Annotated in this window: 24 protein-coding genes; 7 read left to right on the top strand and 17 right to left on the bottom strand. The window is 62.1% G+C overall.

Annotated elements, in window-relative coordinates; translation table 11 throughout:
* Positions 1–68: 68 nt before the first annotated feature.
* Positions 69–752, bottom strand: coding sequence for a COG3650 family protein (locus C4K27_RS06470; protein ID WP_053259860.1), 684 nt, complete (start codon positions 750–752; stop codon positions 69–71).
* Between the two features lie 166 nt (positions 753–918).
* Positions 919–1,518: a short chain dehydrogenase gene (locus C4K27_RS06475; RefSeq protein WP_053259861.1), complete on the bottom strand. Its 600-nt coding sequence runs from the start codon at positions 1,516–1,518 to the stop codon at positions 919–921.
* 106 nt (positions 1,519–1,624) lie between these two features.
* Between C4K27_RS06475 and C4K27_RS06480 the strand changes: the two genes are divergently transcribed.
* Positions 1,625–2,533: a LysR family transcriptional regulator gene (locus C4K27_RS06480; protein ID WP_053259862.1), complete on the top strand. Its 909-nt coding sequence runs from the start codon at positions 1,625–1,627 to the stop codon at positions 2,531–2,533.
* Between the two features lie 169 nt (positions 2,534–2,702).
* On the opposite strand, the gene C4K27_RS06485 is transcribed toward C4K27_RS06480, so the two are convergent.
* The 9 genes from C4K27_RS06485 to C4K27_RS06525 all read right to left on the bottom strand — a co-directional run bounded on the left by C4K27_RS06485 (position 2,703) and on the right by C4K27_RS06525 (position 10,513).
* Positions 2,703–3,206: a DoxX family protein gene (locus C4K27_RS06485; protein WP_053259863.1), complete on the bottom strand. Its 504-nt coding sequence runs from the start codon at positions 3,204–3,206 to the stop codon at positions 2,703–2,705.
* Positions 3,207–3,208: 2 nt separating this feature from the next.
* Positions 3,209–3,994 (bottom strand): HvfC/BufC N-terminal domain-containing protein, encoded by a 786-nt coding sequence (locus tag C4K27_RS06490; protein WP_053260049.1) that lies wholly within the window; start codon positions 3,992–3,994, stop codon positions 3,209–3,211.
* A complete protein-coding gene (gene bufB / locus C4K27_RS06495; RefSeq protein ID WP_238437528.1) occupies positions 3,991–4,875 on the bottom strand; it encodes an MNIO family bufferin maturase in 885 nt (294 codons plus the stop codon). Before bufB ends, C4K27_RS06490 begins: the two co-directional genes overlap by 4 nt.
* A 28-nt stretch (positions 4,876–4,903) precedes the next feature.
* Positions 4,904–5,209, bottom strand: a complete 306-nt coding sequence (locus C4K27_RS06500; RefSeq protein WP_007926622.1) for a BufA1 family periplasmic bufferin-type metallophore — start codon at positions 5,207–5,209, stop codon at positions 4,904–4,906.
* Positions 5,210–5,511: 302 nt separating this feature from the next.
* Complete coding sequence (locus tag C4K27_RS06505; protein WP_007926621.1) at positions 5,512–6,213, bottom strand: ABC transporter ATP-binding protein; 702 nt, start codon at positions 6,211–6,213, stop codon at positions 5,512–5,514.
* Positions 6,214–6,981, bottom strand: coding sequence for a high-affinity branched-chain amino acid ABC transporter ATP-binding protein LivG (gene livG / locus C4K27_RS06510; RefSeq protein ID WP_009047385.1), 768 nt, complete (start codon positions 6,979–6,981; stop codon positions 6,214–6,216).
* Positions 6,978–8,234, bottom strand: coding sequence for a high-affinity branched-chain amino acid ABC transporter permease LivM (locus tag C4K27_RS06515; RefSeq protein WP_009042486.1), 1,257 nt, complete (start codon positions 8,232–8,234; stop codon positions 6,978–6,980). The genes livG and C4K27_RS06515 overlap by 4 nt, the downstream gene beginning before the upstream one ends.
* Positions 8,231–9,154 carry a high-affinity branched-chain amino acid ABC transporter permease LivH gene (livH, locus tag C4K27_RS06520; protein ID WP_007926616.1) on the bottom strand — a complete coding sequence of 308 codons (924 nt, stop codon included), beginning with the start codon at positions 9,152–9,154 and terminating at the stop codon, positions 8,231–8,233. Before livH ends, C4K27_RS06515 begins: the two co-directional genes overlap by 4 nt.
* A 231-nt stretch (positions 9,155–9,385) precedes the next feature.
* Positions 9,386–10,513, bottom strand: coding sequence for a branched-chain amino acid ABC transporter substrate-binding protein (locus C4K27_RS06525; RefSeq protein ID WP_053259865.1), 1,128 nt, complete (start codon positions 10,511–10,513; stop codon positions 9,386–9,388).
* 339 nt (positions 10,514–10,852) lie between these two features.
* Between C4K27_RS06525 and C4K27_RS06530 the strand changes: the two genes are divergently transcribed.
* Positions 10,853–11,164 carry a DUF2288 domain-containing protein gene (locus C4K27_RS06530; RefSeq protein WP_007926613.1) on the top strand — a complete coding sequence of 104 codons (312 nt, stop codon included), beginning with the start codon at positions 10,853–10,855 and terminating at the stop codon, positions 11,162–11,164.
* Positions 11,165–11,491: 327 nt separating this feature from the next.
* On the opposite strand, the gene C4K27_RS06535 is transcribed toward C4K27_RS06530, so the two are convergent.
* Positions 11,492–13,675, bottom strand: coding sequence for a hypothetical protein (locus tag C4K27_RS06535; RefSeq protein ID WP_007926612.1), 2,184 nt, complete (start codon positions 13,673–13,675; stop codon positions 11,492–11,494).
* A 192-nt stretch (positions 13,676–13,867) separates the two neighbouring features.
* Here C4K27_RS06535 and C4K27_RS06540 point away from each other — a divergent pair, with 192 nt between their 5' ends.
* Entirely contained in the window at positions 13,868–14,764 is an 897-nt protein-coding gene (locus C4K27_RS06540; protein ID WP_053259866.1) for an NAD(P)-dependent oxidoreductase, read from the top strand.
* Here C4K27_RS06540 and C4K27_RS06545 read toward each other — a convergent pair.
* Positions 14,655–16,943 (bottom strand): putative bifunctional diguanylate cyclase/phosphodiesterase, encoded by a 2,289-nt coding sequence (locus C4K27_RS06545; RefSeq protein WP_053259867.1) that lies wholly within the window; start codon positions 16,941–16,943, stop codon positions 14,655–14,657. The genes C4K27_RS06540 and C4K27_RS06545 overlap by 110 nt on opposite strands.
* A gap of 143 nt (positions 16,944–17,086) precedes the next feature.
* Entirely contained in the window at positions 17,087–17,446 is a 360-nt protein-coding gene (locus tag C4K27_RS06550) for a YkgJ family cysteine cluster protein (protein WP_007926609.1), read from the bottom strand.
* A 337-nt stretch (positions 17,447–17,783) separates the two neighbouring features.
* Here C4K27_RS06550 and C4K27_RS06555 point away from each other — a divergent pair, with 337 nt between their 5' ends.
* On the top strand, positions 17,784–19,130 hold the full coding sequence (locus C4K27_RS06555; protein ID WP_053259869.1) for a spinster family MFS transporter: 1,347 nt from the start codon (positions 17,784–17,786) through the stop codon (positions 19,128–19,130).
* 75 nt (positions 19,131–19,205) lie between these two features.
* On the opposite strand, the gene rapA is transcribed toward C4K27_RS06555, so the two are convergent.
* On the bottom strand, positions 19,206–22,052 hold the full coding sequence (gene rapA, locus C4K27_RS06560; RefSeq protein ID WP_007926606.1) for an RNA polymerase-associated protein RapA: 2,847 nt from the start codon (positions 22,050–22,052) through the stop codon (positions 19,206–19,208).
* A gap of 219 nt (positions 22,053–22,271) precedes the next feature.
* Between rapA and C4K27_RS06565 the strand changes: the two genes are divergently transcribed.
* The 3 genes from C4K27_RS06565 (at position 22,272) to ccoM (ending at position 23,267) form a co-directional block, all read left to right on the top strand.
* Positions 22,272–22,619, top strand: coding sequence for a hypothetical protein (locus C4K27_RS06565; protein WP_053259870.1), 348 nt, complete (start codon positions 22,272–22,274; stop codon positions 22,617–22,619).
* Between the two features lie 227 nt (positions 22,620–22,846).
* Complete coding sequence (locus tag C4K27_RS31155) at positions 22,847–23,005, top strand: hypothetical protein (protein WP_023968072.1); 159 nt, start codon at positions 22,847–22,849, stop codon at positions 23,003–23,005.
* 145 nt (positions 23,006–23,150) lie between these two features.
* Positions 23,151–23,267 carry a cytochrome c oxidase subunit CcoM gene (ccoM, locus tag C4K27_RS31565; protein WP_007926603.1) on the top strand — a complete coding sequence of 39 codons (117 nt, stop codon included), beginning with the start codon at positions 23,151–23,153 and terminating at the stop codon, positions 23,265–23,267.
* A 157-nt stretch (positions 23,268–23,424) separates the two neighbouring features.
* Here ccoM and C4K27_RS06570 read toward each other — a convergent pair whose 3' ends face one another.
* Both C4K27_RS06570 and C4K27_RS06575 read right to left on the bottom strand, forming a co-directional pair.
* Complete coding sequence (locus tag C4K27_RS06570) at positions 23,425–24,900, bottom strand: inorganic phosphate transporter (protein WP_007926602.1); 1,476 nt, start codon at positions 24,898–24,900, stop codon at positions 23,425–23,427.
* 353 nt (positions 24,901–25,253) lie between these two features.
* Positions 25,254–25,454 carry a hypothetical protein gene (locus tag C4K27_RS06575; protein ID WP_009042495.1) on the bottom strand — a complete coding sequence of 67 codons (201 nt, stop codon included), beginning with the start codon at positions 25,452–25,454 and terminating at the stop codon, positions 25,254–25,256.
* Positions 25,455–25,924 lie beyond the last annotated feature (470 nt).

The raw sequence follows: 25,924 nt of genomic DNA on the forward strand, positions 1-25,924 counted from the left end.
TTTTACAAACCGGCGATTATAAGCCGCAAAGCCCGGACCCCGTGAGGTTAAAACGGTTGCCCGTCGCCTCAGTCGCTGCGCGAGCCGCCGAAATAGGCGCAACCGCGCTGGACCTGGCCATCGACCCGCAGTTCCGCGGTCAGGTGCTGCACGCTGCCGGTCTTGCTGTCCACGCAGCGCTGCGGCGCGACCCAGAGTTCGACGTGGCGGTTGTTGGCTTCGCTGCTGAGGTTGAAACGGCCGTCGCCCAGTTGCTCTTCCAGGTAGGGCAACGCCAGCGCCGGCTGGCCGGCGCGTTCGATGCGCATGCCCTTGGCGCTGACGTCGACGTTCCAGTCCGGGGCCTTGCCACTGGCCCGCAGGATCAGGCGCGGGAAGTCGGGATCGCGGCAGGCGTCGTTCGAGCGTTCGACGCGATACAGCTGGCTCAGCGCCACTTCACTGTCGGCGCCGCCGGACTTGCTCGGGGAGAAATGCCCGCGCAGGTCGGCGAACAGCGTGCCCTGCTGGTCGGCCAGGCTGGCGGCTTCCTGGAGGATGCTGGTACCGCCGTTGTCCTTGACCACATAACGCTGCTCGCCGACGCAGGGCTTGAACAGCAACTGGCCGTCGGCGGCGGTCAGCGTGCCCTGCATGCGGGTCTGGCCGGCCTGGGACTGCGTCCGGGACTGGCCATCGAACATCGACAGCATCTGGCAACCGGCAAACAGGGGGAGCAGGGCAATACAAACAAAGGAACGGGCGGCACGCATCGTCGGGTCTCCAATCAAGTGCCGCCACGTTACGCAGCCTGACCGTTCATCACAACCCGGGATCCACTCATGTCTCTGTAGGAGCCAGGCTGCCGGCGATCCAGGCGCTGCGGTATGCCGGGTGCAGCGTTATCGCGAGCAAGCTGCGATCCTGCAGAGGCGTGGGTTAGCCGACGACAAAGGTCTGGCCAGTCTGCAGGCCTTCCACGCTCTTGGCGTAGGCCAGCGCCACATCGGCGCCGGGAACCGGTTTGTAGCCACGGAAGTACGGGGCGTAGCTGTCCATGGCTTCTTCCAGCACGGTGGGGCTCACCGAGTTCACCCGCAGGCCGCGTGGCAGTTCGATGGCGGCGGCGCGGACGAAGCCGTCGATGGCGGCATTGACCAGGGCCGCCGAGGCGCCGCTGCGGATCGGGTCGCGGTTGAGGATGCCGGAGGTGAAGGTGAACGAGGCGCCGTCGTTGGCGAACTCGCGGCCGATCAGCAGCAGGCTGACCTGGCCCATCAGCTTGTCCTGCAGGCCCAGGGCGAAGTGCTGGGCGCTCATCTCGCCCAGTGGCGCGAAGCTGACATTACCGGCGGCGCAGATCAGCGCGTCGAATCTGCCGGTTTGCTCGAAGAGCGCGCGGATCGAGGCGCTGTCGCTGATGTCCACCTGGAAATCACCGCTGGTGCGGCCGATGCGGATGACTTCATGACGTTGCGACAGCTCTTTGTCGACGGCCGAACCAATGGTGCCGCTGGCGCCGATCAGAAGGATTTTCATGGGGTGGTTCCTCGCGTGGGTTGAACGAGGTTGCAGTCTAGTGCTGGTTTTTCCCGTTGATTAGCGCGCTAATGGGCAACCTTTGGTTTTCAAATGGAAACAATCCATGAGTGAGATGGATGACCTGGCGGCGTTCGCCGTGCTGATCGAGGCTGGCAGTTTTACCCTGGCCGCCCAGCAACTGGGGTGCAGCAAGGGGCAATTGTCCAAGCGCATCAGCGCCCTGGAGGCACAGTTCACGGTGGTGCTGTTGCAGCGCACCACACGGCGCTTGAGCCTGACCGCGGCGGGCGCCGCCTTGTTGCCCCAGGCCCAGGCGCTGCTGGTTCAGGTCGAGCGGGCGCGCCAGGCGCTGGCGCGGCTCAAGGACGACATGGCCGGGCCGGTGCGGCTGACGGTGCCGGTGTCCCTGGGCGAGACCTTCTTCGAAGGCCTGCTGCTGGAGTTTTCCCGGCAGTACCCCGAGGTGCAGATCGAGCTGGAGCTGAACAACAACTACCGCGATCTGTCCCGGGACGGTTTCGACCTGGCGATCCGTTCGGAAGTGGCCAATGACCAACGACTGGTGGCCAGGCCGCTGCTGGCCTGGCACGAGATGACCTGTGCCAGCCCGGTTTACCTGGAACAGTATGGCGAGCCACAGGCGCCCAGGGACCTGGCCGAGCATCGCTGCCTGCTCAACAGCCATTACAGCGGCCGTGAGGAGTGGCTCTATCACCAGCAGCACGAACTGTTTCGGGTACGGGTTTCGGGACCTTTCGCCAGCAATCACTACAACCTGCTGAAAAAGGCCGCGCTGGTGGGGGCGGGGATCGCCCGGCTACCGTCCTACCTGCTGCAGGCGGAACTGGCCGACGGGCGTTTGCGCGGGCTGCTGCGCGACTACCAGACCCGCAGCATGCCGATGTACCTGGTGCATCCGTATCAGGGTGGGTTGCCCAAGCGCACCCAGGTCCTGGCCGATTACCTGATCGGCTGGTTCAAGCGCAGCGGCGAAGCGCTGGATCGCCTTTGACCTGACGGTGTGCGCCTGTAGCCGCTGCCGCAGGCTGCGATAAGGCCGAAGGCCTTCAGCGATCTCAAGACCTTGCGTCCCCTTCGGGGCCGATCGCAGCCTGCGGCAGCGGCTACAGCGGCTACAGCGGCTACAGCGGCTACAGCGGCTACAGCGCTACAGCGGCGGCTCAGCGATAGCGGCGGGCGATCAGGTGGTCGATGGACAGCTTGCCGGGGCCGCGGGCCATCAGGTACAGCAGCACCGCCGCCCAGGTGCCATGGGTCGGGTAGGCGTCGGGGTAGACGAACAACTGGATGGTCAGGGTCATGCCCAGCAGCGCCAGGGCCGAGAAGCGCGTGGCGAAACCGACCAGGAGCAGCAGCGGGAACAGATGCTCGGCGAATGCCGCCAGGTGTGCGGCCAGTTCAGGGGAGAGCAGCGGTACCTGGTACTCGCTCTGGAACAGCGGAATGGTCGAGTCGGCCAGGCGCGGCATGCCTAGCTCGAACGTCCCGGAGAACAGGTCGATGGCCAGGCCCTCGATTTTGGTCTGGCCGGACTTCCAGAACACCGCGGCAATGGAGAAGCGCGCGATAAAGGCGATTAGGCTGTGGGGAATACGCTCCAGCAGCTGGATGAGTCGGTTCACCCCATGGCTGAGCGGGTGGTGATTGGTGCAGTGGGTGTGCATGTTCAGACCTCGGAATGGGGGGACAGGCGAGTGATGGCGCCGCGACCGATCAGCAGCGCCAGGGCTTGGCTCGGCTCGAACGCCGGATCGACAGCCAAGGCATTGGCCGCGGCGGCTTGCAGTGGCTGCGAGTGGCGCAGGGCATGGATGAAGCAGGCGACCCCGGCGTCGATGGCGAACACCTCGACCTCCAGGTCGTGACGCAGCACCAGGGCGTCTTGTCCTTGGCACAGGTCGATGCTCTTTAGGTCGACGCCTTGCCAGTCGCCATCGCCCTGGTGGGCGGCCCATACATCGACCACCGGATAGGGCGAGTTCAGCAGGCTGAGCGAGGGATGCAGTTCCAGGCGCAATTGCCCCAGCGTTTGCGGCTCGGCCATGGCCGTCGCGAGCTGCGCCAGTGGCACCGGGCAGGTGTCGGCGGCGTGATAGGCGGTGACCCGCAGGCGTTCCAGGCGCGCGACATCGGCCAGGTAAGGCACGCCGGCGGCGGGAGGGAAACCGCCGATGAAATCGGCGAAGTCATGGCCATAGTCGCTGAGCACGGCGCTGGTGGGCGGGAAGCGCCTGACGTAGAGCGCGGCCATGGCCCGGAAGAACTCATCGCCCACCAGTTGCGCCACCACCGGATAGGCATCGGCCAGGGCGTTGATCAACGAGCTCTGCACATTGTTGCGGTACACCGCGAAGCGGCTGGCCGGGTCGGCGCCGTTGCCGCAGTACAGGTCCGCAGGGCAGGGTTGCTCGGAGTCGAACAGGGCGCTGGCGAAGCTGGCTTGTGTGTTCACGGCAGCCTCCTGGCGCATTGCAGCAGCTCATCCGCCTGGCGTACTTCAGCGTGCAGCACGGAAAACGCCGGCACCTGGTTGTCGCGCTCGATCAGGGTCGCGGTCGCTCCGATCCGTTCCAGCAGCCGCAGGTACAGCGCCCATACGGCGTTATCGATCGGCGCGCCGTGATCGTCGATCAACAGCCGGTCGCCCAGGCTGTCGGTGTCTTCGGCAAACCCGGCCAGGTGGATCTCGCCCACCGCGTGCAGCGGCAGGGCATCGATATAGGCCAGCGGATCGCGCCGGTGGTTGATGCACGACACGTAGACATTGTTCACGTCCAGCAACAGGCCGCAGCCGGTGCGGCGTATCACCTCGCGGATGAATTCGGCCTCGGCCATGCTCGACTGGCGAAACTCCAGGTAGGTCGCCGGGTTCTCCAGCAGCATGGGGCGGCGCAATGTGCTCTGCACCTGGTCGATGTGTTCGCAGACGCGGTTCAGGGTCGGCCGGTCATAGGCCAGGGGCAGCAGGTCATTGAGAAACACCGGGCCATGGCTGGACCAGGCCAGGTGTTCGGAAAAGGACTGGGGTTGATACCGCTCGATCAGCACGGCCAGGCGTTTCAGGTGCTGTTGGTCCAGCGGACCTTCGGCGCCGATCGACAGGCCGACGCCGTGCAGCGACAGCGGATACTGTTCGCGGATCAGCCCCAGGTAGTGATGGAACGGCCCGCCAGCGACCATGTAGTTTTCCGCATGGACTTCAAAGAAGCCGATATCGGGCTGTTCCTTCAGGACCTGGCGAAAGTGCTCGGTCTTGAGCCCCAGCCCGGCGCGTTGCGGCAGGCTGGAGACGGTCGCCTGAGTGGCGGGATGGAGGGGGAGTGGTACGGCCATGTTCATCATCGACACTCAGGCAGGTTGCTTACGACTTGGCTTTGTAGGCTTGCAGTTGGCCGAAACCGGTAGGCGAGGTGCTGCTGGCGGTTTTCTCGCAGGTGCCTTTAGGAACCAGCTTCCAGGCGTTGGCCTGGTGGTCGACCTTGGCGGTACCGGCACAGGTGGTGCCCGCGCCTGCCGCGCAATCGTTCTTGCCTTTCATGGCGACGCCAAAGCATTTCTCCATGTCGTCGGCGGCCTGGGCGGTGGTCGGCAGCGCGGCGATGCTCAAGGCAGAACCGAGGGCCAGGGCCAGGGCGGCGGCGGACAGGGTGCGAGTGGTAGCGGTCATGGTGTTTCTCCAGAAAAGGTAGTGGTGTAGGCAGGCATTCGTGCCTGCTTACCCCTCTAGAGAAAGGTCGCTGGGGTTTGTTACAGCCCTGGTGAAAAAAATCCAGTTGTAGCCGCTGCCGCAGGCTGCGATCGACGGCGAAGCCGGCGCAATCACTGGCAGCGCGGTGTACCGAGCCTTCCGAGTGCTCAGCCTGTGCGGGGCGTTGCCCCGATCGCAGCCTGCGGCAGCGGCTACAGGAGGGGCGATTTCCAGGCGAAAAAAAACGGCCCCGCAGGGCCGTTCTTGTTTGCAGCAAGTGCTCAGCCGCCCAGATAGGCTTCGCGCACCTTGGGGTCGGTCAGCAGGGCTTCGCCGGTGCCTTGCATCACCACCCGGCCGTTTTCCAGTACATAGGCACGGTCGGCGATCTTCAGCGCCTGGTTGGCGTTCTGTTCCACCAGGAACACCGTCACGCCGTCACGGCGCAGCTGTTCGATGATGTCGAAGATCTGCTGGATGATGATCGGCGCCAGGCCCAGGGACGGTTCGTCGAGCAGCAACAGCTTGGGCTTGCTCATCAGCGCGCGGCCGATGGCGAGCATCTGCTGTTCGCCGCCGGACATGGTGCCGCCGCGCTGGTTGAAGCGTTCCTTGAGACGCGGGAACAGGCCCAGGACTTTGTCCATCTGCTCCTGGTAATCGCCCTTGTCGGTGAAGAACCCGCCCATGGCCAGGTTCTCCTCCACGGTCAGGCGGGCGAACACCCGACGACCTTCCGGCACCACGGCAATGCTCTTGCGCATGATCTGCGCCGAGGTTTGCCCCACCAGTTCCTCACCCAGGTAACGGATGCTGCCGCTGTGGGCCTGCGGCGAACCGCAGAGGGTCATCAGCAGGGTGGATTTGCCGGCGCCGTTGGCACCGATCAAGGTGACGATCTCGCCCTGGCGGATCTCGACGTTGACGCTGTGCAGCGCCTGGATCTTGCCGTAGAAGGTGGAAACGTTTTCGAACTGCAGCATTTACGCTTCCCCCAGGTAGGCTTTGATCACTTCAGGATTGTCGCGGATCTGTTCCGGCGTGCCGTCGGCCAGGGGCGTGCCCTGGTTGATCACGACGATGTGGTCGGAAATGCTCATGACCAGCTTCATGTCGTGTTCGATCAGCAGCACCGTGGCGTTGTGCTCTTCGCGCAACACGCCGATCAGCGCCTTGAGGTCTTCGGTTTCCCGCGGGTTGAGGCCGGCGGCCGGTTCGTCGAGCATAAGGATCCGCGGACGGGTCATCATGCAGCGGGCGATTTCCAGGCGCCGTTGCTGACCGTAGGCCAGGGTGCCGGCGGGACGGTTGGCGAACTCTTTGAGGTTGACCTTTTCCAGCCAGTACTCGGCGTATTCCATGGCCTCGCGCTCGCTCTTGCGGAACCCCGGGGTCTTGAACAGGCCGGCCAGGAAGTTGGTGTTCAGGTGACGGTGCTGCGCGATCAACAGGTTCTCGACCGCGGTCATGTCCTTGAACAGCCGCACGTTCTGGAAGGTGCGTACCACGCCCTTGAGGGCGATCTTGTGCCCGGGCAGGCCCTGGATCGGCTCGCCGTCCAGCAGGATGCTGCCGGCGGTGGGCTGGTAGAAGCCGGTCAGGCAGTTGAACACCGTGGTCTTGCCGGCGCCGTTCGGGCCGATCATCGATACCACTTGTTTCTCTTTGACGGTCAGGGCCACGCCGTTGACCGCCAGCAGGCCGCCAAAGCGCATGCTCAGGCCCGTTACTTTGAGGATCTCACGGCTCATTTGCGCAGCTCCATGTGGGGACGTTGCATGGGCAGCAGGCCTTGAGGACGCCAGATCATCATCAGCACCATCATGGCGCCGAACATCAACATGCGGTATTCGCTGAATTCGCGCATCAGTTCAGGCAGCAGGATCATCACGGTGGCCGCCAGGACCACGCCCAACTGCGAGCCCATGCCGCCCAGCACGACGATGGCGAGGATGGTCGCGGACTCGATGAAGGTGAAGGACTCCGGCGTCACCAGGCCCTGGCGCGCGGCGAAGAAGCTACCGGCGAAACCGGCGAAGCAGGCACCCAGGGTGAAGGCCGACAGCTTGATCACGGTCGGGTTCAGGCCCAGTGCGCGGCAGGCGATTTCGTCTTCACGCAGGGCTTCCCAGGCACGTCCCAGGGGCATGCGCAGCAAGCGGTTGATGACGAACAGGGCGAACAGCGCCAGCAACAGCGCGACCAGGTAAAGGAAGATCACCTTGTTGATCGAGTTGTATTCGATGCCGAAGTACTCGTGGAAGGTCTGCAGGCCCTCGGCGGCCCGGCGTTCGAAGGTCAGGCCGAAGAACGTCGGTTTATCGATGTTGCTGATACCGTTCGGACCACCGGTGAGGTCGGTCAGGTTACGCAGGAACAAGCGGATGATCTCGCCGAAGCCCAGGGTTACGATCGCCAGGTAGTCACCGCGCAGGCGCAATACCGGGAAGCCCAGCAGGAAGCCGAAAGTGGCCGCCATCAGGCCGGCGATAGGCAGGCAGATCCAGAAGCTCAAGCCGTAGTAGTGCGACAGCAGCGCGTAGCTGTAGGCGCCCACGGCGTAGAAGCCGACGTACCCCAGGTCCAGCAGGCCGGCCAGGCCGACCACGATGTTCAGGCCCAGGCCGAGCATCACGTAGATCAGCACCAGGGTGGCGATGTCCACCGCGCCGCGGGAGCCGAAGAACGGCCAGACCAGCGCACCGATGATCAACGCAATGATGATCCAGCGCTGGGTGGTCGGCAGGGTCAGGAAGTTACTGGCCTTGGCCGGGATCACCGGCATGTTGGGCGAGGACTTCCAGGCCGCGCTGATCTGCTGGTCGAACAGCACCCGCAGGAACATCAGCACCGAACACGCGGCGATGATCATCAGGGTGGTGGGGCTGGTGCCATGGACTTCCAGGTTGATGCCGACGATGGTCAGTTTCAAACCGAGTATCGGGTAGGCGACGGCCCACACCAGCAAGGCGCTGAAGAACGCCTGTCGAAGATTCCTAGTCATACTTTCTCAACCTCCGGACGGCCCAGCAGGCCGGTTGGCCGGAACAACAACACCAGAACCAGCAGGCCGAACGCCACGACGTCCTTGTACTGGTCGCCGAAGATATCGGCACCGAAGGCTTCCGCCACCCCAAGTACCAGACCGCCCAGCATGGCGCCCGGAATGCTGCCGATGCCACCCAGTACCGCGGCGGTGAAGGCCTTGAGGCCGACCAGGAAGCCGGCGTTGGGGTTGATCACGCCGTATTGCATGCTCAGCAGCACGGCCGCGATCGCCGCCAGCGCGGCACCGATCACGAAGGTCAGGGCGATGATGTTGTTGGTGTTGATACCCAGCAGGTTGGCCATCTTGATGTCCTCGGCGCAGGCACGACAGGCGCGGCCCAGGCGGGAACGGGAGATGAACAGGGTCAGGCCGAGCATGGCGATCAGGGTCACCACGAACACCACGATTTGCATGTAGGAGATCAGCACTTCATGTGCGCCACCTGGCCCGATGGAGAAGTTGCCCGGGATCAGGTTGGGGATGGATTTGTCCTTGGAGTCTTGCGCCAGTAGAACCGTGTTCTGCAGGAAGATCGACATGCCGATGGCCGAGATCAGCGGGATCAGACGGTTGCTGCCGCGCAGGGGGCGGTAGGCGATCCGTTCGATGCTGTAGCCATAGGCACTGGTAACGACGATGGTCGCGATGAAGGCCGCGGTCATCAAGAGCGGGACACTGTCGAGTCCCATCATGGTCAGGCCCGCGATGGCGATGAACGCCACATAGGAACCGATCATGTACACCTCGCCGTGGGCGAAGTTGATCATTCCAATGATGCCGTAAACCATCGTATAGCCGATGGCGATCAGGGCATACGTGCTGCCAACGGTGAGACCGTTAACCAGCTGTTGGAAAAAGTGATAGAGGTCAGGCATTACAGCGCTCCTAAAAACCTGATACGCATTTCACTGGTGGAGTCATTTTCCCGCCTGTGCCCCGTGGATCTGCATCCACTTCGGGTCAGGTTTTGCCAGCGAACCGCTGATGACGGTTTTGAGATTTTCAGGTGGGCGGGCTTCCGGATCACGGAAAACAGGCCCAATACGTTCGCAAAACAAAGCCCACGGCACGCCGTGGGCTTTATTGGCAGTCAGTCAGACAGGGCCTTATTGAGGCGAGACTTCGGTTTTAGGTTTGCCGAAGTGCCACTCGTAGACCACGAACTTGAAGTCTTTCAGGTCGCCCTTGGTGTCGAAGCTCAGGTCGCCGGTCGGGGTCTTGAACGTACCGGCGTGGATGGCTTCGGCCACTTTGGTGGCGTCTTCGGACTTGGCGGCCTTGATGCCTTCGGCAATCACTTGGACAGCCGAGTAGGAAGGGAACACGAACGGACCGCTCGGGTCTTCTTTCTTGGCCTTGAAGGCATCCGCCAGGGCCACGTTGGCCGGATCCTGGTCGAAGGATTTCGGCAGGGTCACCAGCAGGCCCTCGGAAGCGTCCTTGGCGATCTGCGAAATGGAGTCGTTACCCACGCCCTCCGGACCCATGAACTTGGCTTTCAGGCCTTTTTCCTGGGCTTGGCGCAGGATCAGGCCCAGCTCCGGGTGGTAGCCGCCGTAGTAGACGAAGTCGACGTTGGCTTGCTTGAGCTTGGCGATCATCGAGGAGAAGTCTTTGTCGCCAGCGTTGATGCCTTCGAACACGGCAACCTTGGTGCCTTTCTTCTCGAGGGTCTGCTTCACAGCGGTGGCGATGCCTTCACCGTATTGCTGCTTGTCGTGCAGCACGGCAACGATTTTCGGCTTCACGTGGTCGGCGATGTAGTTGCCGGCGGCAGGGCCCTGGGCGCTGTCCAGGCCAATGGTGCGGAACACCATCTTGTAACCACGGGTGGTGATGTCCGGGCTGGTGGCAGTGGGGGTGATCATGACCACGCCTTCGTCTTCGTAGATGTCCGAAGCCGGTTGAGTGGAGCTGGAGCACAGGTGACCGATCACGAACTTGACGCCGTCGTTGACGACTTTGTTGGCTACGGCGACGGCTTGTTTCGGATCGCAGGCATCATCGTATTCGACGGCCTGGAGCTGCTTGCCATCGACGCCGCCCTTGGCGTTGATTTGTTCGATGGCCATTTTGGCGCCACTGAACTGCATGTCGCCGTACTGGGCTACAGGGCCGGTCTTGGGGCCGGCGATGCCGATCTTGATGGTGTCAGCTGCGAACGAATGGCTGGCGACTCCGGCCAGAACCATAGCGGCAAACAGTTTGGAAATCTGCTTAGTAGCCTTATTCATAGTGCTCCACTCTTACTGTTGTAATTTTTATAGTCCTGGCGCCGTAGCAGCAGAACCGGGTCAGATATCTCTTGGATATCCCCGGAAAATGCCCCCGGCAACTGTACCGGTACAGTGTAGAGCGCCGATTGTTAGCCTGGGAAGCTGGCGCCGGGGGGCAAAATCAGGGGGTGTCGCTTTATTGAAAGAAAAAGACAGAATCGCGGCGGGGTTTTGACCGTATTCAGCGAGCAATCCCTGGCTCTCCTGCACTTCTCTATCGTTGACGCAATTGCAACCGGGTTTGTCTGCCAGAGCACCGACGTTATCATTGCGCCGATTTCTTTTCGGGACAGGCCCATGACTCAAGAACCTAGCACCCTCTATGCCAAGCTGCTTGGTGAAACCGCATCCATTACCTGGAAGGAGCTGGAACCGTTCTTCGCCAAGGGTGCCCTATTGTGGGTCGACGCCAGCCTGGATTTGATCGAGGCAGCCGAGGCCATGGCCGAGAACCAGGCCGAGAAAGTCTCTGCCTGGCTGGCCGCCGAGAAGGTGGGCAAGGTGTCTGCGACGCGGGCGCTGGATCTGGTGGAGCGCGATCCGCTGCTGTGGGCGGTGGTGGTTTCGCCGTGGATTCTGGTCCAGGAAAGGGCGCAGGGCGAAGACTGAGCACCAAAATAGTGCCTGGTTTTTCCGGTTGAAAGTGTGTAGCCGAGTAACCGCGATCAGGGTGATGGCAAGTTGCCCGTGGAGAAAGGCCCCACCCATTTCAGGCTGACGGTGACGTAAGCGGAATGGGAACAGTTTGCAAGGCAGCCCGAGGGCTGCCTGATTGTTTCAGGGGATTAACATCACTTCCCTGTAAACGCCATTTCCCCTGTAGGAGCGAAGCTTGCTCGCGATGGCGTCCAGCCAGTCGACATCGCTTCAGCTCGATGCCGCTGATCGCGAGCCATCGAGCGTCGACCGGCTGTTCCTACAGAAGAGGGGCAGCTGTTAGTAAGCCGTCCTGCCCGTATGGTTGTTCAGCGAGATGACCTTGGTCTTGCCGATGCGGTGGCGGTAGATCTCGCGCAGGTACTTGATGGCTTTCTTCACGCAATCGCGGGACAGGCGGATGTCGTTGATCGAGACGAACTTGTCCTTGTCGTTGATCAACTCGCGGTACTTCTTCTCGTACATCGGCTTGATCGCGTACCAGTTGGTATCGAGGATCTTCGCCGGGTTCTCGAACTCGTTGAGCAACTCGTCGATGCGGCTTTCATCGAATGCCTCGCTGACGATGAAGTCGAGGATCGAGTTGTCCAGGGTCTCGTCGAAGCGGTACGGGTTGCGGGCGAAGCAACGCTTGATAAAGGCCACGATCAGGGTCAGGAAGTCGTCCGACAGGCACGGGCTCTTGGCGATCAGGGTGGTCAGTGACAGGTTGGCCGAGGCGCCGATCACCAGGGCGTAACGCTTGAGGGTGGTATTGGGGAACAGGCTGTTGAGGTGGGTCTTGAGCCGGTTCAGGTCCATGTACGACAGCTTGTAGTCCTTGGGCAGGGAGACGATCGACACCACCGACGAGCAGTTCTTGAAGAAGTGCAGATCGTGCAGGGCGGCGGCGTCGTAACCGGAAGCCTTGTATTGCTCCAGCGCCGCGCGATAACGCTTGGACTCGATCGGCAGCAGGCTGATGCCTTCGATGGCCTGGGTCACCTTGTTGAAGTGCGGCAGGTCGATGGAGCGGAAGAACAGGTCGTCGATGTTCAGGCGCTGCGGCTCTTTCTCGAACACCTTGAACTTGTCACCGCTCGGCACCGGGGTTTCCGGGACCACGGACTCGGCGTAGGCGATCGCCACCGGGCCGGCCAGGCTCATGAACAGGTCGTTGGCATCCAGGCGGATGGTCTCGCCGATGTCGATGCCGGCGCGGCGGAAGTAGTTCTGGTCGTAATCGGTGGTCACCGCCTGGGCGGTGAGGATGTTGAAGATCTGTTGGGAGATGTACTGGTTGGCGTGCTTCTCCATGGCGTTGACGTCGATGTTCTGGATGTTGCCGTCATCGCTCTCTTCGGCATAACGCATGATGTCGTTGGAAATCAACATCATCGCGTTCCATGGGCGGATGCGCCCCATGACGCTGGCTTCGCTGCTGTCTTCGTTATCGAAGTTGTAGGAGAAGTCCCATTCTTCCGACAGGTATTTGCACAGCAAGCGTCCGGCGTTGATGTGCAACGCTTCGGACATCTCGCTGCGGTGGTCGGAGATGTTCGGCAGTACGCAGATGCCGCTGGTGAAGATCGGCTCGAAGACGAAGGAGTGGCCGCTCTTGCTGTCGTGCTCGTCGATCGGCTTGGTGTCGAACGTCTTGTTCATGTACGAGTACTGCTGGGCCAGGCCGAACTCCGAGGCCATGCCCGAACCGGTACCGCCGCCGGCGCTGAAGATCGAGAAGTATAGGCGCGACTGGTTGGCCTTGATGCCGCAGGAGTCGATCAGGTACGAGTGGATCATTTTCCAGTCGGGGCTGGAGAAGCGCTGCGTGTCCTTGTTGAGGATGATCTTGGCCAGGTACTGGCCGAGGATCGGCGCGTTGCCGGCGCCGCCGGCATGGACTTCCGAGAGGTCCATGATCTTCATTTTGCTGTAGTCGCGGATGAAGCCGCTTTTTTCGCCCTTGCGCGAGAAGCGGATGCGCCCGGCGATGTCCTTGTCCAGGTCGCCCAGCATCACCAGCGGCTCGACCAGGAACACCGGTTTGCTGGCCTTGCTCTGGCCCAGGCGCAGGTTGTGGCGGATCCACTGGGCGGGGCTGTAGCCCTTGTCGGCATAGGCCTTGTCGTCGGTGTTGAACTCGTTGAGGTAGAACTTGCGGGCGTTGTACACCAGCTCCGCGACATCCAGGGCGATGTTCGACCCGCAGCGGCCCAGGCCGATCAGGCAGACCGAGGGAAATTCCTGCTCGCGGCGCGCCTCGAGTTCGTCTTCCAGGTGCGGTGCGCGGGGAAATACCGAGTCGCGCAGGCCGTCGAGGTTGTCGAGGATGCGGTCGGTGTTGGTTTCGGTGAAGTAGAGGTATTGCTGGGGCGCCTGCGGGCGCGAGCTGGACAATGGCTTCGAATCTGAAAAGCTCTGGCTGCCCGGGGTCAGCGTCAGTTCGGATACTGCGTTGGCAGAATTGTTTTTAGAAGTCATTGTGCGCCGTGTGTCTGGACTGGTCGGCTCGGTGACAAGATATCAAAGAGCCATCAAGTGGGATCTCGCGACTTTACAGCGCGATATTGGCCCCAGCGATAGGGATAAGTCTGATGGCCGCTAGGGGGAATCCTTTCCTAAGCTCAGATAAATCGGCCAGTTTTTGGTGATCTTTAATCAAAAGGAGGCAAGATGATGGCAACGTTACCCACCCTCGGGTTCGCCGGTATTGGCCTGATGGGCTTGCCCATGTGTCGCCGTCTGCTGGCGGCGGGTTATCCCCTGGTGGTGTGGAATCGCAACCGGGAAAAATGCGCGCCGCTGCTGGAGGCGGGCGCGCAACTGGCGCAGACCCCGGCCCGGCTATGCGAGGCAGCGGACCTGGTGCTGCTGTGCCTGGCCAATACCGAGGTGGTGCGCGAGGTGGTGTTCGGTGCCGAGGGTATCGCCCAGGGAGCCCGGGCCGGCCAACTGCTGGTGGACCTTTCCAGCCTGGAGCCGACCACCACCCGGGAAATGGCCGCGCAACTGGCCAGCAGCACCGGCATGGGCTGGGTCGATGCCCCGGTGTCCGGCGGCACGCCCGGTGCCGAGGCCGGCAGCCTGGCAATCATGGTCGGCGGCGAGGCGGCGGATATCGAACGGGTGCGCCCGGTCCTGCTCAATCTGGGGCAACGGGTGACTCATATGGGCGGCGTCGGCGCCGGCCAGGTGACCAAGGCTTGCAACCAGATGATCGTCGCCTGCAATGCCCTGGTGATCGCCGAAGTGGTGGCGCTGGCCGAGCGTTCCGGGGTCGATGCGTCATTGCTGGCCGAGGCGCTGGCTGGTGGTTTCGCCGATTCCAGGCCGTTGCAGATTCTCGCCCCGCAGATGGCCGAAAGCCGCTTCGAACCGATCAAATGGCATGTGCGCACCCTGCTCAAGGATCTGGACGGGGCGGTGAAGTTCTCCCGCGAGCAGGGCTCGGCCACGCCGATCAGCGGATTGGCTGCACAACTGATGCGCCTGCATGGCGGCCAGGGCTATCTGGAGCAGGATCCCGCGACCCTGATCCGCCTGTATCGCGAACCGGCGTCAGAGGGCTGACCGCGGCGACGGCGGGCAGCATGCGCTGCTCGATCTCGTCGATCACCCCGGGCAACTCTTCCAGGGGCAGCGCCCGGCTGAGCAGGTAACCCTGAATGAAGTCGCAGCCGTATTGGGCGAGGAACTCGTACTGCTCCATGCTCTCGACGCCTTCGGTCACCACCTGCAGGTGCAGGGTATGGGCCATGACGATGATCGCCTGGACGATTTCCTTGTCCTGGGTCGACTGGGGCACGTCCTGGATGAACGACCGGTCGATCTTCAGGGTGTTGAGCGGCAGCCGCTTGAGGTAGGCGAGGGACGAATAACCCGTGCCGAAGTCGTCGATCGACAGCGACACCCCAAGATTGCGGATCTGCCGCAACAGGGCCACGGTGCTGTCGATGTTGCCCATCAGGGCGTTTTCCGTGACTTCCAGTTCCAGGCGCTGGGGCGCGACACCGGCGCTGCTCAGGGTGTTGGCGATCTCCTCGGCCAACTCCTCCCGCGCCAGGTTCAGGGCCGAGCAGTTCACCGCGATTTTCAGCTCGGCAAAGCCATGGCGGGACAGGGCGGCCAGGTCCTCGCAGGCCTTGCGCAGGACCCAGTTGTCCAGTTCGGCGATCAGCCCGTTGGCTTCTGCGATCCCGATGAAACGATCAGGGGCCAGCAGCCCGTGCAACGGATGCCGCCAGCGCACCAGCGCTTCGAGCTTGCTGACCTTGCGGCTGCCCAGGTCGTAGATGGGTTGGTAATACAGGGTCAATCCGGCTTCGTGGCGCAGGGCGTTGCGCAATTCTTCCTCCAGTTGCAGCTCCAGGCTCGCCCGGGTCTTCAGGTTGGTGCTGAAGAAATGCAGGCTGTTGCGACCGCTGCCCTTGGATTGATAGAGCGCCAGGTCGGCATGCTTGAGCAGTTCTTCGCAGGTTGTGCCATCGTCGGGAAAGACGCTGATGCCGATACTGGTGGTCATCACCATGCGCCTTCCTGCCAGCTCGATGGGCTCCTTCATCTTGCTCATGATGCGTTGCGCCATGTGCTGGGCTTCGTCGCGGTGGCTCAAGCTCATGAGGATGCAGAACTCGTCTCCACCGAAACGCGCCACTACGTCTTCATGGCTGCGGGTGGAGCTTTTGATATGGCCGGCAATCACCTTCAACAGTTGGTCGCCGGCATCGTGGCCGAGGCTGTCGTTGATCCGCTTGAAGTGATCGATGTCGAGGAACATCACCGCCAGCATGCCGCCCTGCACGGTCTTTTCGATGAGCTTTTCGGCGAACAGATGATTGAAGCCACGACGATTGATCAGGTTGGTCAGGGCGTCGTAATGCGCCACCTGTTGCAACGCCACCCGAGCCTGGTCCAGTTGGCTCAACAGGGTGTTGACCCGGCGCAGGTCCTGTTCCTTGTGCTGGAGTTTCTTGTCCGCCAGGGCCGCGCTGATGCTGCTGCCGATGATCAGCAGGGCGATGACGGCGATGGTCAGGCCCAGTTGCAAGGGGTTGTCATCCACCGCTATCGAAGGCGTACCCGCCACTGGCATCACCAGTTTCAGCGCCCACATGCCGGTGAAATGCATGGCGACTATGCCGCCCCCCAGCAGCAGGCTGGCCGCGTATTTGAGCATCTGGTGGAGCACGCCGCTGCCATTGCTCAGGTAGCGGGACAACAGCAAAGCGACCAGGCTCGCGCTGATGGCGATGGCAATCGACAGGCCGAAGAGGTCGGGTTGGTAGTAGGCCGTGGCTTGTGAGCGCATCGCCGCCATGCCGACATAATGCATGACGCAGATGCCCAGGCCGATCCAGATCGACGCCAGCAGGTAGCGCCACAGTTGCAGCTGGGTATGGCTGAGGGTCTTCATCGCCAGCCAGGATGCAATCACCGCGATCAGCAGCGACAGTAGGGTCATCGGCAGGTCGTAATGGGTTTCGATGGGGATTTGCAGTGCCAGCATGCCAATGAAATGCATGGCCCAGATGCCGCCGGCCAGGCAGAAGGCGCCGATCCAGAGCCAGCGTTGCTGGGCGGCTGCCAGGTCGACGTGGCGCACCCGTTCGGCCATGTCCAGGGTGGCGAAGCTGCCAGCGCAGGCCACCAGATAGGCGAGGATCACCAGCACGGGGTTGTGGCTGCAGGTGAGTAATACCTGCCCGCCTTCGGGGAGCTCGGTAAAAAAATGCAGACCAAGCCATTCCATCGCAGGCCCCGTTTCTTGAGTCATCCAGGGCCAGCCCTGATGGCTGACCAATGGGAGTGAGTATAGGAAGCCGAGGCAAGGCCGGGAGCGATGGTGGCAGATTGACTTAAATGATTTTGGAATTCATCCCATAGCCAATCGAGCTAAGCACTCTGTTCGAAGTACAGCGTCGGCTCCAGGGGCGCGAGCCCGAATGCCGCCCGCGCGGCGTCGCAATCGACGTTCTGTTGGCCATTTTCCCAGGACGCCTCGAACTCGCGGCAGGTGCTGGAACGCTGGTGATAGATCGAACAGCTGACTTCCTTGCCGACCTCGCCGGTCAGCGCGGTGCAGCGGGTCGGCTTGCAATCGGTACCGAGCATGGCGACCCGGCTGGGGCTGATGGACGCCACCAGATCGTCGGGGACCGTACCGCCGGAAGAGGCGCATTCACCCCAGAAAAAAGACACACGAAAGTGTGAACAGCAGGCACCGCAATTCAGACACGGACTGGCTTCGGACATGGGCGTATTCAAAGGGGAGGAGGTTGATGAGGGGGGCAGCAAGGCCGCTATTCTAGGCTTCGCAACGGCCTTGGGAAGGGGGCGCGCGAGGTATTTTTCAGGCCCTGCGCAAGCCCTTGAAAAATCGGGCTTTAGCCCCGGTATCCGGGGGCTTGCGGCGGTTTCGGCGGAGGCGCTGGCGTTGTTCGGGCGGCCGTCGAGCGCGGTCGACGACCTGTGCTTCGGATTGCCTGATATCAGCCTTACGAATCATTACAGACAACCGAGGCGGGGCTGACTAGATTGCAACTTCCAGGCTCGGTTGCGTCTGGCCGAATAACAATAAAGAGACCGACCCATGCAGAACTCGACCCAAGCGGCGAATGCCTGGCGCATTCTGTTCCTGTTGTTCCTGGCTAACCTGTTCAACTTCTTCGATCGCACCATTCCGGCCATCATCATCGAGCCGATCCGCATGGAGTGGCACCTGAGCGACTTCCAGATCGGCATCATCGGCACCGCTTTCACCATCGTCTACGCCATTGCCGGCCTGCCCCTGGGGCGCATGGCCGATACCGGGTCGCGCAGCAAGCTCATGGGCTGGGGCCTGGCGGTATGGAGCGGGCTGACCGCGGTCAACGGCCTGGTGGGCAGTTTCTGGAGTTTCCTCGTCGTGCGCATGGGTGTCGGCATCGGCGAAGCCAGCTATGCGCCGGCGGCCAACTCGCTGATCGGCGACCTGTTCCCGGCCCACCGCCGGGCCCGGGCCATGGGCATCTTCATGCTCGGCCTGCCCCTGGGCCTGTTGTTGGCGTTCTTCACCATCGGCGCCATGGTCAAGGCCTTCGACAGCTGGCGCGCGCCGTTCTTTATCGCCGCGGTGCCGGGGCTGTTGCTGGCGGTGTTCATGTTCTTCATCAAGGAGCCCAAGCGTGGGGCGGCGGAAGCCGTCAAGGTCTCCCAGGAACGCGTCGACCGGCCGATCCGCCGGGTGCTGGCGATTCCGACCTTTCTCTGGCTGGTGCTGGCCGGGCTGAGCTTCAACTTCGCCTCCTACGCCTGCAACTCGTTCCTGGTGCCGATGCTGCAGCGTTACTTCCTGATGCCCTTGCAGGAAGCCGCGGTGGCGACCGGGGTGATAGTCGGGGTGACCGGCCTGTTCGGCCTGACCCTGGGCGGCTGGGTCGCCGACAAGATTCACCTGCGTGTCGCCAATGGCCGGTTGCTGTTCGCCGCCTTCAGCATGTTGATCTCGACCCTGTGCACCGCCTGGGCCCTGCATGCCGGGCGCATCGAGATCGGGGTGTTCGTCGCGGTGTTCAGTGTCGGCTGGCTGTTCACCTACAACTACTATACCTGCGTTTATACGGCGATTCAGGATGTGGTCGAACCACGTCTGCGGGCGACGGCCATGGCGCTGTTCTTTGCCGGCCTGTATCTGCTGGGCGGAGGCCTGGGGCCGGTGGTGGTGGGGGCGCTGTCCGATCACTTCGCCTATGCGGCGATGTACGCCGCCGGAGCCGGGCAGATGACCGAGGCGTTCAAGGCGGTCGGCCTGCATGACGCCATGTACCTGATCCCGGTGGCGTTGTTGCTGACCATGCTGTTCCTGTTCCTGGCCTCGCGCTGCTTCGTGCGTGATGCGCAGCGGATGAAGGATGGATTGGTGCCGGGGGCGCCGACGGGGGCTGCGGTGGCGGCTTGAACAGTGCTTCTACAGAAGCCAATAAAAAAGGCCCGCATTGTGCGGGCCTTTTCATTTACCGGCAAAGCAGGGGGATCAGCCCGCCACCAGCACCCGGATCGCCTCCAGGCGCAGCGCGGCTTTCTCAAGCATGGCCAGGCCTTGTTCGCGTTGTTGGCGCAGGGCCACCAGTTCGCTGTCGCGCACGGTCGGGTTGACCGCCTGCAACGCGGTCAGGCGCGCCAGTTCTTCGTCGGTGTCGGCGGCCAGGCGCCGTTGCGCCTCGGCCACGCGCTCGGCGTGACGCGGGGCGATCTTCGCTTCGCCCGCGTTGATCTTCGGCGTCAGCTGGTCGCGCTGGGCCTGGATGAACTTGTTGGCGCTGGCCCGTGGCACGCTTTCCAGCTGGTCGTTGAGGGTCTCGAAGGCGACGCGCGCCGACAGGTCGTTGCCGTTGGCGTCCAGCAGGCAGCGCAGGGCGGCCGGTGGCAGGTAGCGGCCCAGCTGCAGCGAGCGCGGTGCCACCACTTCACTGACGTACAGCAGTTCCAGCAACACGGTGCCGGGCTTCAGCGCCTTGTTCTTGATCAGCGCCACGGCGGTGTTGCCCATGGAACCGGACAGCACCAGGTCCATGCCGCCTTGCACCATCGGGTGCTCCCAGGTGATGAACTGCATGTCTTCGCGAGACAGCGCCTGGTTGCGGTCGTAGGTGATGGTCACGCCTTCGTCGTCGCCCAGCGGGAAGCTGGCGTCGAGCATTTTTTCACTCGGCTTGAGGATCAGCGCGTTGTCCGAATGGTCTTCGCTGTCAATGCCGAAGGCGTCGAACAGGGTTTCCATGTAGATCGGCAGGGCGAACTGGTCGTCCTGCTCGAGGATCGCTTCCACCAGTGCATCGCCTTCGCCGGCACCGCCGGAGTTGAGCTCCAGCAGACGGTCGCGACCAGTGTGTAGCTCGGCTTCCAGGCGTTCGCGCTCGGTGCGCGCCTCGTCGATCAGCGCTTGCCACTCGCCGTCGTCGGCTTCTTCCAGCAGCGGCAGCAGGCGCGGGCCGAACTGATGCTGTAGGGCGTTGCCGGTCGGGCAGGTATTGAGGAAGGCGTTCAGCGCTTCGTGGTACCACTGGAACAGGCGCTCTTGCGGGCTGGTTTCCAGGTACGGCACATGCAGCTCGATCACGTGTTTCTGGCCGATCCGGTCGAGACGGCCGATCCGCTGCTCCAGCAGGTCCGGGTGCGACGGCAGATCGAACAGCACCAGATGGTGGGCGAACTGGAAGTTGCGACCTTCACTGCCGATTTCCGAGCAGATCAGCACCTGGGCGCCGAACTCTTCGTCGGCGAAGTAGGCGGCGGCTCGGTCGCGCTCGAGGATGTTCATGCCTTCATGGAACACCGTGGCCGGGATACCGGAGCGCACGCGCAGGGCGTCTTCCAGGTCCATGGCGGTTTCCGCGTGGGCGCAGATCACCAGGACCTTGGTGCGCTTGAGCATTTTCAGCTGGTCGATCAGCCACTCGACGCGCGGGTCGAATTTCCACCAGCGCTCTTCTTCGCTGGCGTCCGGCTGGGCCTGGAAGCTGACTTCCGGGTACAGCTCGGCGTGCTCGCCCAGCGGCAGTTCCAGGTACTCGTCCGGGCATGGCAGCGGGTACGGGTGCAGCTTGCGCTCGGGGAAGCCTTGCACCGCGGCGCGGGTGTTGCGGAACAGCACGCGGCCGGTGCCGTGGCGGTCCAGCAACTCGCGCACCAGGCGCGCACTGGCTTCAGTGTCGCCGTCGTTGACGGCAGCGAGCAGGGCTTCGCCTTCGTTGCCGAGGAAACTGTGGATGGTCTTGTGCGCTTCTGGCGACAGGCGTCCTTTATCCAGCAACTCCTGCACGGCTTCGGCCACCGGGCGATAGTTTTCGCTCTCGGCGCGGAAGGCGGCCAGGTCGTGGAAGCGGTTCGGGTCGAGCAGGCGCAGACGGGCGAAGTGGCTGTCCTGGCCCAGTTGTTCCGGGGTGGCGGTGAGCAGCAGGACACCGGGGATCACCTCGGCCAGCTGTTCCACCAGCGCGTATTCCGGGCTGACCTGGTCTTCGTGCCACACCAGGTGGTGCGCTTCGTCGACCACCATCAGGTCCCAGCCGGCGGCGAACAGCGCGTCCTGGGCCTTCTCGTCGTCCACCAGCCATTCCAGGGCCACCAGGGCGAGCTGGGTGTCTTCGAAGGGGTTGGCGGCATCGCTTTCGATAAAGCGTTCTTCGTCGAACAGCGCGACCTGCAGGTTGAAGCGCCGGCGCATTTCCACCAGCCACTGGTGCTGCAGGTTCTCCGGGACCAGGATCAGCACGCGGCTGGCGCGGCCCGACAGCAGCTGGCGATGGATCACCAGGCCGGCTTCGATGGTCTTGCCCAGGCCCACTTCGTCCGCCAACAGAACCCGCGGCGCGATACGGTCGGCGACTTCACGGGCAATGTGCAACTGGTGAGCGATCGGCTGGGCGCGCACGCCACCCAGGCCCCACAGCGACGATTGCAGCTGGCGGCTGGTGTGTTCCAGGGTGTGGTAGCGCAGGGAGAACCAGGCCAGGGGGTCGATCTGCCCGGCGAACAGACGGTCGCTGGCCAGGCGGAACTGGATGAAGTTCGAGAGTTGGGTTTCCGGCAGGGTGACGACTTCGTTCTGCCCGTTGAGGCCGTGGTAGACCAGCAGGCCGTCGACGTCGTCGACTTCGCGCACGGTCATTTTCCAGCCTTCGAAGTGGGTGATGGTGTCACCCGGGGAAAACCTCACGCGAGTGAGGGGCGCATTCCGTAGCGCATACTGGCGAGTGTCGCCAGTGGCCGGATAGAGCACGGTCAGCAAGCGGCCGTCCTGTGCCAGAACGGTGCCTAGACCTAGCTCGGCTTCGCTGTCACTAATCCAGCGTTGCCCCGGTTGATACTGCTGCGCCATGCTGCCTGACTCCCGCCTTGAAAAAGCCGACTATGTTAACGGATCGGCGGCCTCAGGCCAAAGAACTCTAACAAAAACAACTACGCTGGAAGGTAGCGTATCGGGCGCATTTGTCGGGGCTCGGGGCACTATCGGGTGACGACTGGGTCACAAGTTTGCGACCGATGGCTCAAGTCGCCCCCGCAGCAGCCGACAGCCTGCCGACAGGAGACCAATAATATGCTGCCCCCGATGCTGCCCTTGAGTGCCGTGCCCGTGACCTCCCAGCAGGATCCGATCCGGCCGCGCCCGGATATCCCGCCGGTGGTACCGGTGCAACAGAGTTCCAACGAAAGCACCATCGATCTGCGCAAGCGCGATGCCGAACAGTCGGCGCTGCTGCTGCGCGAAGAACAGCAGCGCCAGCAGCAAAGGCACAAACGCCAGCGCGAAGCCGAGGCTGCGGACGATCCCGAACTGCACCTGGCCGTGCCCGGGGACGAGTTGAATGCCGACAACACCGTGCCGGTGGCGCCGCTGATCGAGGACGCACCACGCCAGGGGCTGTGGGTCGACGTCGAGGTCTAGATGCTGTTCCTTGATGCCTGCGACAGTGGCGCGCAAGGGATCACAGGGTGCACTTCGCGCGATGCTGGTCAAACTGCGGATCCCCTTTAATTGCGCTTAATATCCGCCGATCACTGGTCAGGCGCCGCGTCACGCCGCATTATTGGCAAACCCGCAAGGGCCGCAGCCGCGCTATCGCTATATAGAGGCTCCGGTCGACATAGACCTGAACGATGCAAGCCAACGCCATGAGCCAAGACGACAACCTGATCGACCTGAATGCCGAACGTGCCAAGCGTGTGCATGACTTGAAGGAAAAGCGCCTGAACGAAGTGCGCCAGGCATTCGAGCAGGCAATGCCTTTGGGCAAGCCGAAGAAGAAACCGAAAAAGCCGAAAAAGCGCTGAACCGGGCGCGATCTGTTGATGTAAGTCAGTTATTTCCCCTCCCTGTCGTCCTGTCTGGGTCGACTATTGACCCCGGTCAATTTTCCCCGCCGCCTCTTTGGTTAACTTAGCCCCATCGCAACAGGGCAAGAGCAGGAGGCCAGTCATGTTTTTCGACAATGTGGTAATCGCCGGAGTGCTGACTGTCGGCCTCATGGTTCTGTTTTTCGCCGGGTTTGGATTTTTCATCTGGAAAGATGCGCATAAACGCAAAAAACCTTAAGTCTTTCCGGTAACGAGCACGCAAGGCATTTTGGGCAACTTCGGTTGCCCTTTTTTTTGCCTGTGTGTTTTGTGGCAAAGCCATCATTTATTTCAGGCACAAAAAAAGGTGCGACCCGAGGGGGGGGGCGCACCTTTTTTGTCGCGGACTGAACGAATCAGGTCCCGAGGGCTTTCGAGGCCAGCCAGAACAGACCGGCCGACAGCGCCACGGTTGCCGGCAGGGTCAGCACCCAGGCCAGCAGGATGGTGCGTATGGTGCCGCTTTGCAGGCCGCTTTTGTTGGCGACCATGGTTCCCGCCACGCCCGAAGACAGCACATGGGTGGTCGATACCGGCAGGCTGAAGATATTGGCCATGCCGATCAGGCCGGCGGCGGTGATCTGCGCCGACATGCCCTGGGCATAGGTCATGCCTTGCTTGCCGATCTTCTCGCCGATGGTCTGTACCACACGTTTCCAGCCGATCATGGTCCCCAGGCCGAGGGCCAGGGCCACGGCCAGGATCACCCAGAACGGCGCGTACTCGGTGGTGGCGGTCAGGTCTTTGCGCAACTTGTCCAGGTCAGCCTTTTCACGGGCCGCGAGGTGCGGCAGCTTGCCGACTTTCTTGGCGGTGTCATCCAGGCAGAGCAGGTAGCGACGCACTTCGATACGGCTTTCGGCCGGCAGTGAGTGATAGTCGGCGACACCCTTGAGGGTGCCCAGCAGCGCGGCGATGGTCGGTTCGGTCTGCTGCGGATTGCAGCGGAACTTGCCTGGCAGGTCGTCTTTCACGCTTTTGCCCAGGGCCAGGAACTCGCCCAGGGAGTCCTCGTTACGCTGATAGAACTGGCTCAGGTGCAGGGTGGCGTCACGGGTACGCTCGATCTGATAGGTGGTGCTGTTCAGGTCGAGCACGAACTGCGCGGGCACGATACCGATCAGTACCAGCATGATCAGGCCGATGCCTTTCTGGCCGTCGTTGGAACCGTGCACGAAGCTCACGGCCATGGCCGAGATCACCAGCACCAGGCGATTCCAGAAGGGCGGGTGTTTCTTGTCGTCGACCTTGCGGCGTTGTTCCGGGGTCTTGTGCATCTTCGAGATCGGGCGCCACCACTTCAGGCCGATCAGCACCAGGGCGGCAATCAGGAAGCCGGCCATGGGCGAGAACACCAGGGAAGCACCGATGTCGATCGCCTTCTGCCAGTTCACGCCATCGCCCAGCGGGATGTCGTTAAGCAGGGCATTGGCCAGGCCGACACCGAGGATCGAACCGATCAGGGTGTGGGAGCTGGAGGCGGGAATACCGAAGTACCAGGTGCCCAGGTTCCAGGTGATGGCCGCGGCCAGCAACGAGAAGACCATGGCCAGGCCGTGGCCGGTGTTGACATTGATCAGCAGCTCGACCGGCAGCAGATGGACGATGGCATAGGCCACGCCGACACCGCCCAGCAGCACGCCGAGGAAATTGAATACACCGGAAAAGAATACGGCCAGGTGCGGCGGCATGGCTTTGGTGTAGATAACAGTGGCAACCGCATTTGCGGTGTCATGAAAGCCGTTGATGAACTCGTAGGCGAGGACAAAAGCCAGGGCGAGCAAGAGGCTCACAAGCACCCAAGCATCCAGTCCGCTGAATAAATCGATCATGAAGGTTTTCTGACCCGGTCATAAGGGGGCGCGATTATGCCAGAAAACCCTGGTAATCGATGCACTAGGTGCTGGTTGGTAACATTCTTCAACGAAAAAGCCGGAGGCAGGCCAATGGCCATGCCTTTTTTCGGGGCATGGGCAAGCCATTGATTTTACTCGGGCTCATCCTCAAGGTCAGGAGCAAAACGCTGAGCCAAACGTCTCAAACGCTTGTATGAAATTTCAGTGCCATGACCCTTTTTGAGCCCTTTGGGGCCATTCGCTGCAACACGGCGGATGCCAGGCCGACCTTGCGATCGACCTTTATCTGCAAGGGCATCGAGCCGTGCGAAAGTTTCAGGCGAACAGCGTCACGGCTGGTCTGCCTTGAGCTCTTTTTCCATCTTTTGCAGTTCTTGGGTGAAGGCCTGGTCGAGAACGCTGGCGCGCTTGCGCCAGGGTTTGCGTTCCGGTTCAGGCTGGGCGGCGTAGGTGGTGACTTCGCCTCCGTAAACTTCCTTGTAACGTTGTTCCTGGCGCTCAAGTTCCGCGCGCAGTTCGTCTTTCGTCACAGTGTTACCTAATTGAGTTGAGATTATCCCGATGATACGCATTGCCTAGATCGGGTTTATCAAACCGCCTCGTACTCGACTCGATTAAAGGAGCCGGGATTGCGATGGGGCTCGCCAAACCGCTTCTTGTTGCATGCGGCCACGCCACCGGACAAGAACAGCTGTCGTAGCAACAGTTACTTTTTTGCAAACGCATTGGCCGGGCATATTGAGATGAGCGTCAAGCGCTTGCTGCAGGAGGCGTCATTTACTGTACGCAGCCTGATGATGCTGCCGAACGCAGAAAAGCGTCGGTGATCACTTTGCTCATTATAGCGGCGGCCATGAATAACTCTATCGGCAATAAGTTAAAAATCATCAACTTGATATCAGAGTTTTGTTACACGAAAGTTTTAATCCGGATGACGAGAGCAGTTCTGTAACAAGGCCTGACAAGTTGCCTGGACTAACGCGGAAGAAATGAGAGTTTT

It is taken from the genome of Pseudomonas chlororaphis subsp. chlororaphis (genome assembly GCF_003945765.1).
GTDB classification, from domain to species: domain Bacteria; phylum Pseudomonadota; class Gammaproteobacteria; order Pseudomonadales; family Pseudomonadaceae; genus Aquipseudomonas; species Aquipseudomonas chlororaphis.

Coding starts and splice junctions, on each gene's coding strand:
- C4K27_RS06470 (WP_053259860.1), bottom strand. CDS start 752: ATGCGTGCCGCCCGTTCCTTTGTTTGTATTGCCCTGCTCCCCCTGTTT.
- C4K27_RS06475 (WP_053259861.1), bottom strand. CDS start 1,518: ATGAAAATCCTTCTGATCGGCGCCAGCGGCACCATTGGTTCGGCCGTC.
- C4K27_RS06480 (WP_053259862.1), top strand. CDS start 1,625: ATGAGTGAGATGGATGACCTGGCGGCGTTCGCCGTGCTGATCGAGGCT.
- C4K27_RS06485 (WP_053259863.1), bottom strand. CDS start 3,206: ATGCACACCCACTGCACCAATCACCACCCGCTCAGCCATGGGGTGAAC.
- bufB (WP_238437528.1), bottom strand. CDS start 4,875: ATGGCCGTACCACTCCCCCTCCATCCCGCCACTCAGGCGACCGTCTCC.
- C4K27_RS06500 (WP_007926622.1), bottom strand. CDS start 5,209: ATGACCGCTACCACTCGCACCCTGTCCGCCGCCGCCCTGGCCCTGGCC.
- C4K27_RS06505 (WP_007926621.1), bottom strand. CDS start 6,213: ATGCTGCAGTTCGAAAACGTTTCCACCTTCTACGGCAAGATCCAGGCG.
- livG (WP_009047385.1), bottom strand. CDS start 6,981: ATGAGCCGTGAGATCCTCAAAGTAACGGGCCTGAGCATGCGCTTTGGC.
- C4K27_RS06515 (WP_009042486.1), bottom strand. CDS start 8,234: ATGACTAGGAATCTTCGACAGGCGTTCTTCAGCGCCTTGCTGGTGTGG.
- livH (WP_007926616.1), bottom strand. CDS start 9,154: ATGCCTGACCTCTATCACTTTTTCCAACAGCTGGTTAACGGTCTCACC.
- C4K27_RS06525 (WP_053259865.1), bottom strand. CDS start 10,513: ATGAATAAGGCTACTAAGCAGATTTCCAAACTGTTTGCCGCTATGGTT.
- C4K27_RS06530 (WP_007926613.1), top strand. CDS start 10,853: ATGACTCAAGAACCTAGCACCCTCTATGCCAAGCTGCTTGGTGAAACC.
- C4K27_RS06535 (WP_007926612.1), bottom strand. CDS start 13,675: ATGACTTCTAAAAACAATTCTGCCAACGCAGTATCCGAACTGACGCTG.
- C4K27_RS06540 (WP_053259866.1), top strand. CDS start 13,868: ATGATGGCAACGTTACCCACCCTCGGGTTCGCCGGTATTGGCCTGATG.
- C4K27_RS06545 (WP_053259867.1), bottom strand. CDS start 16,943: ATGGAATGGCTTGGTCTGCATTTTTTTACCGAGCTCCCCGAAGGCGGG.
- C4K27_RS06550 (WP_007926609.1), bottom strand. CDS start 17,446: ATGTCCGAAGCCAGTCCGTGTCTGAATTGCGGTGCCTGCTGTTCACAC.
- C4K27_RS06555 (WP_053259869.1), top strand. CDS start 17,784: ATGCAGAACTCGACCCAAGCGGCGAATGCCTGGCGCATTCTGTTCCTG.
- rapA (WP_007926606.1), bottom strand. CDS start 22,052: ATGGCGCAGCAGTATCAACCGGGGCAACGCTGGATTAGTGACAGCGAA.
- C4K27_RS06565 (WP_053259870.1), top strand. CDS start 22,272: ATGCTGCCCCCGATGCTGCCCTTGAGTGCCGTGCCCGTGACCTCCCAG.
- C4K27_RS31155 (WP_023968072.1), top strand. CDS start 22,847: ATGAGCCAAGACGACAACCTGATCGACCTGAATGCCGAACGTGCCAAG.
- ccoM (WP_007926603.1), top strand. CDS start 23,151: ATGTTTTTCGACAATGTGGTAATCGCCGGAGTGCTGACTGTCGGCCTC.
- C4K27_RS06570 (WP_007926602.1), bottom strand. CDS start 24,900: ATGATCGATTTATTCAGCGGACTGGATGCTTGGGTGCTTGTGAGCCTC.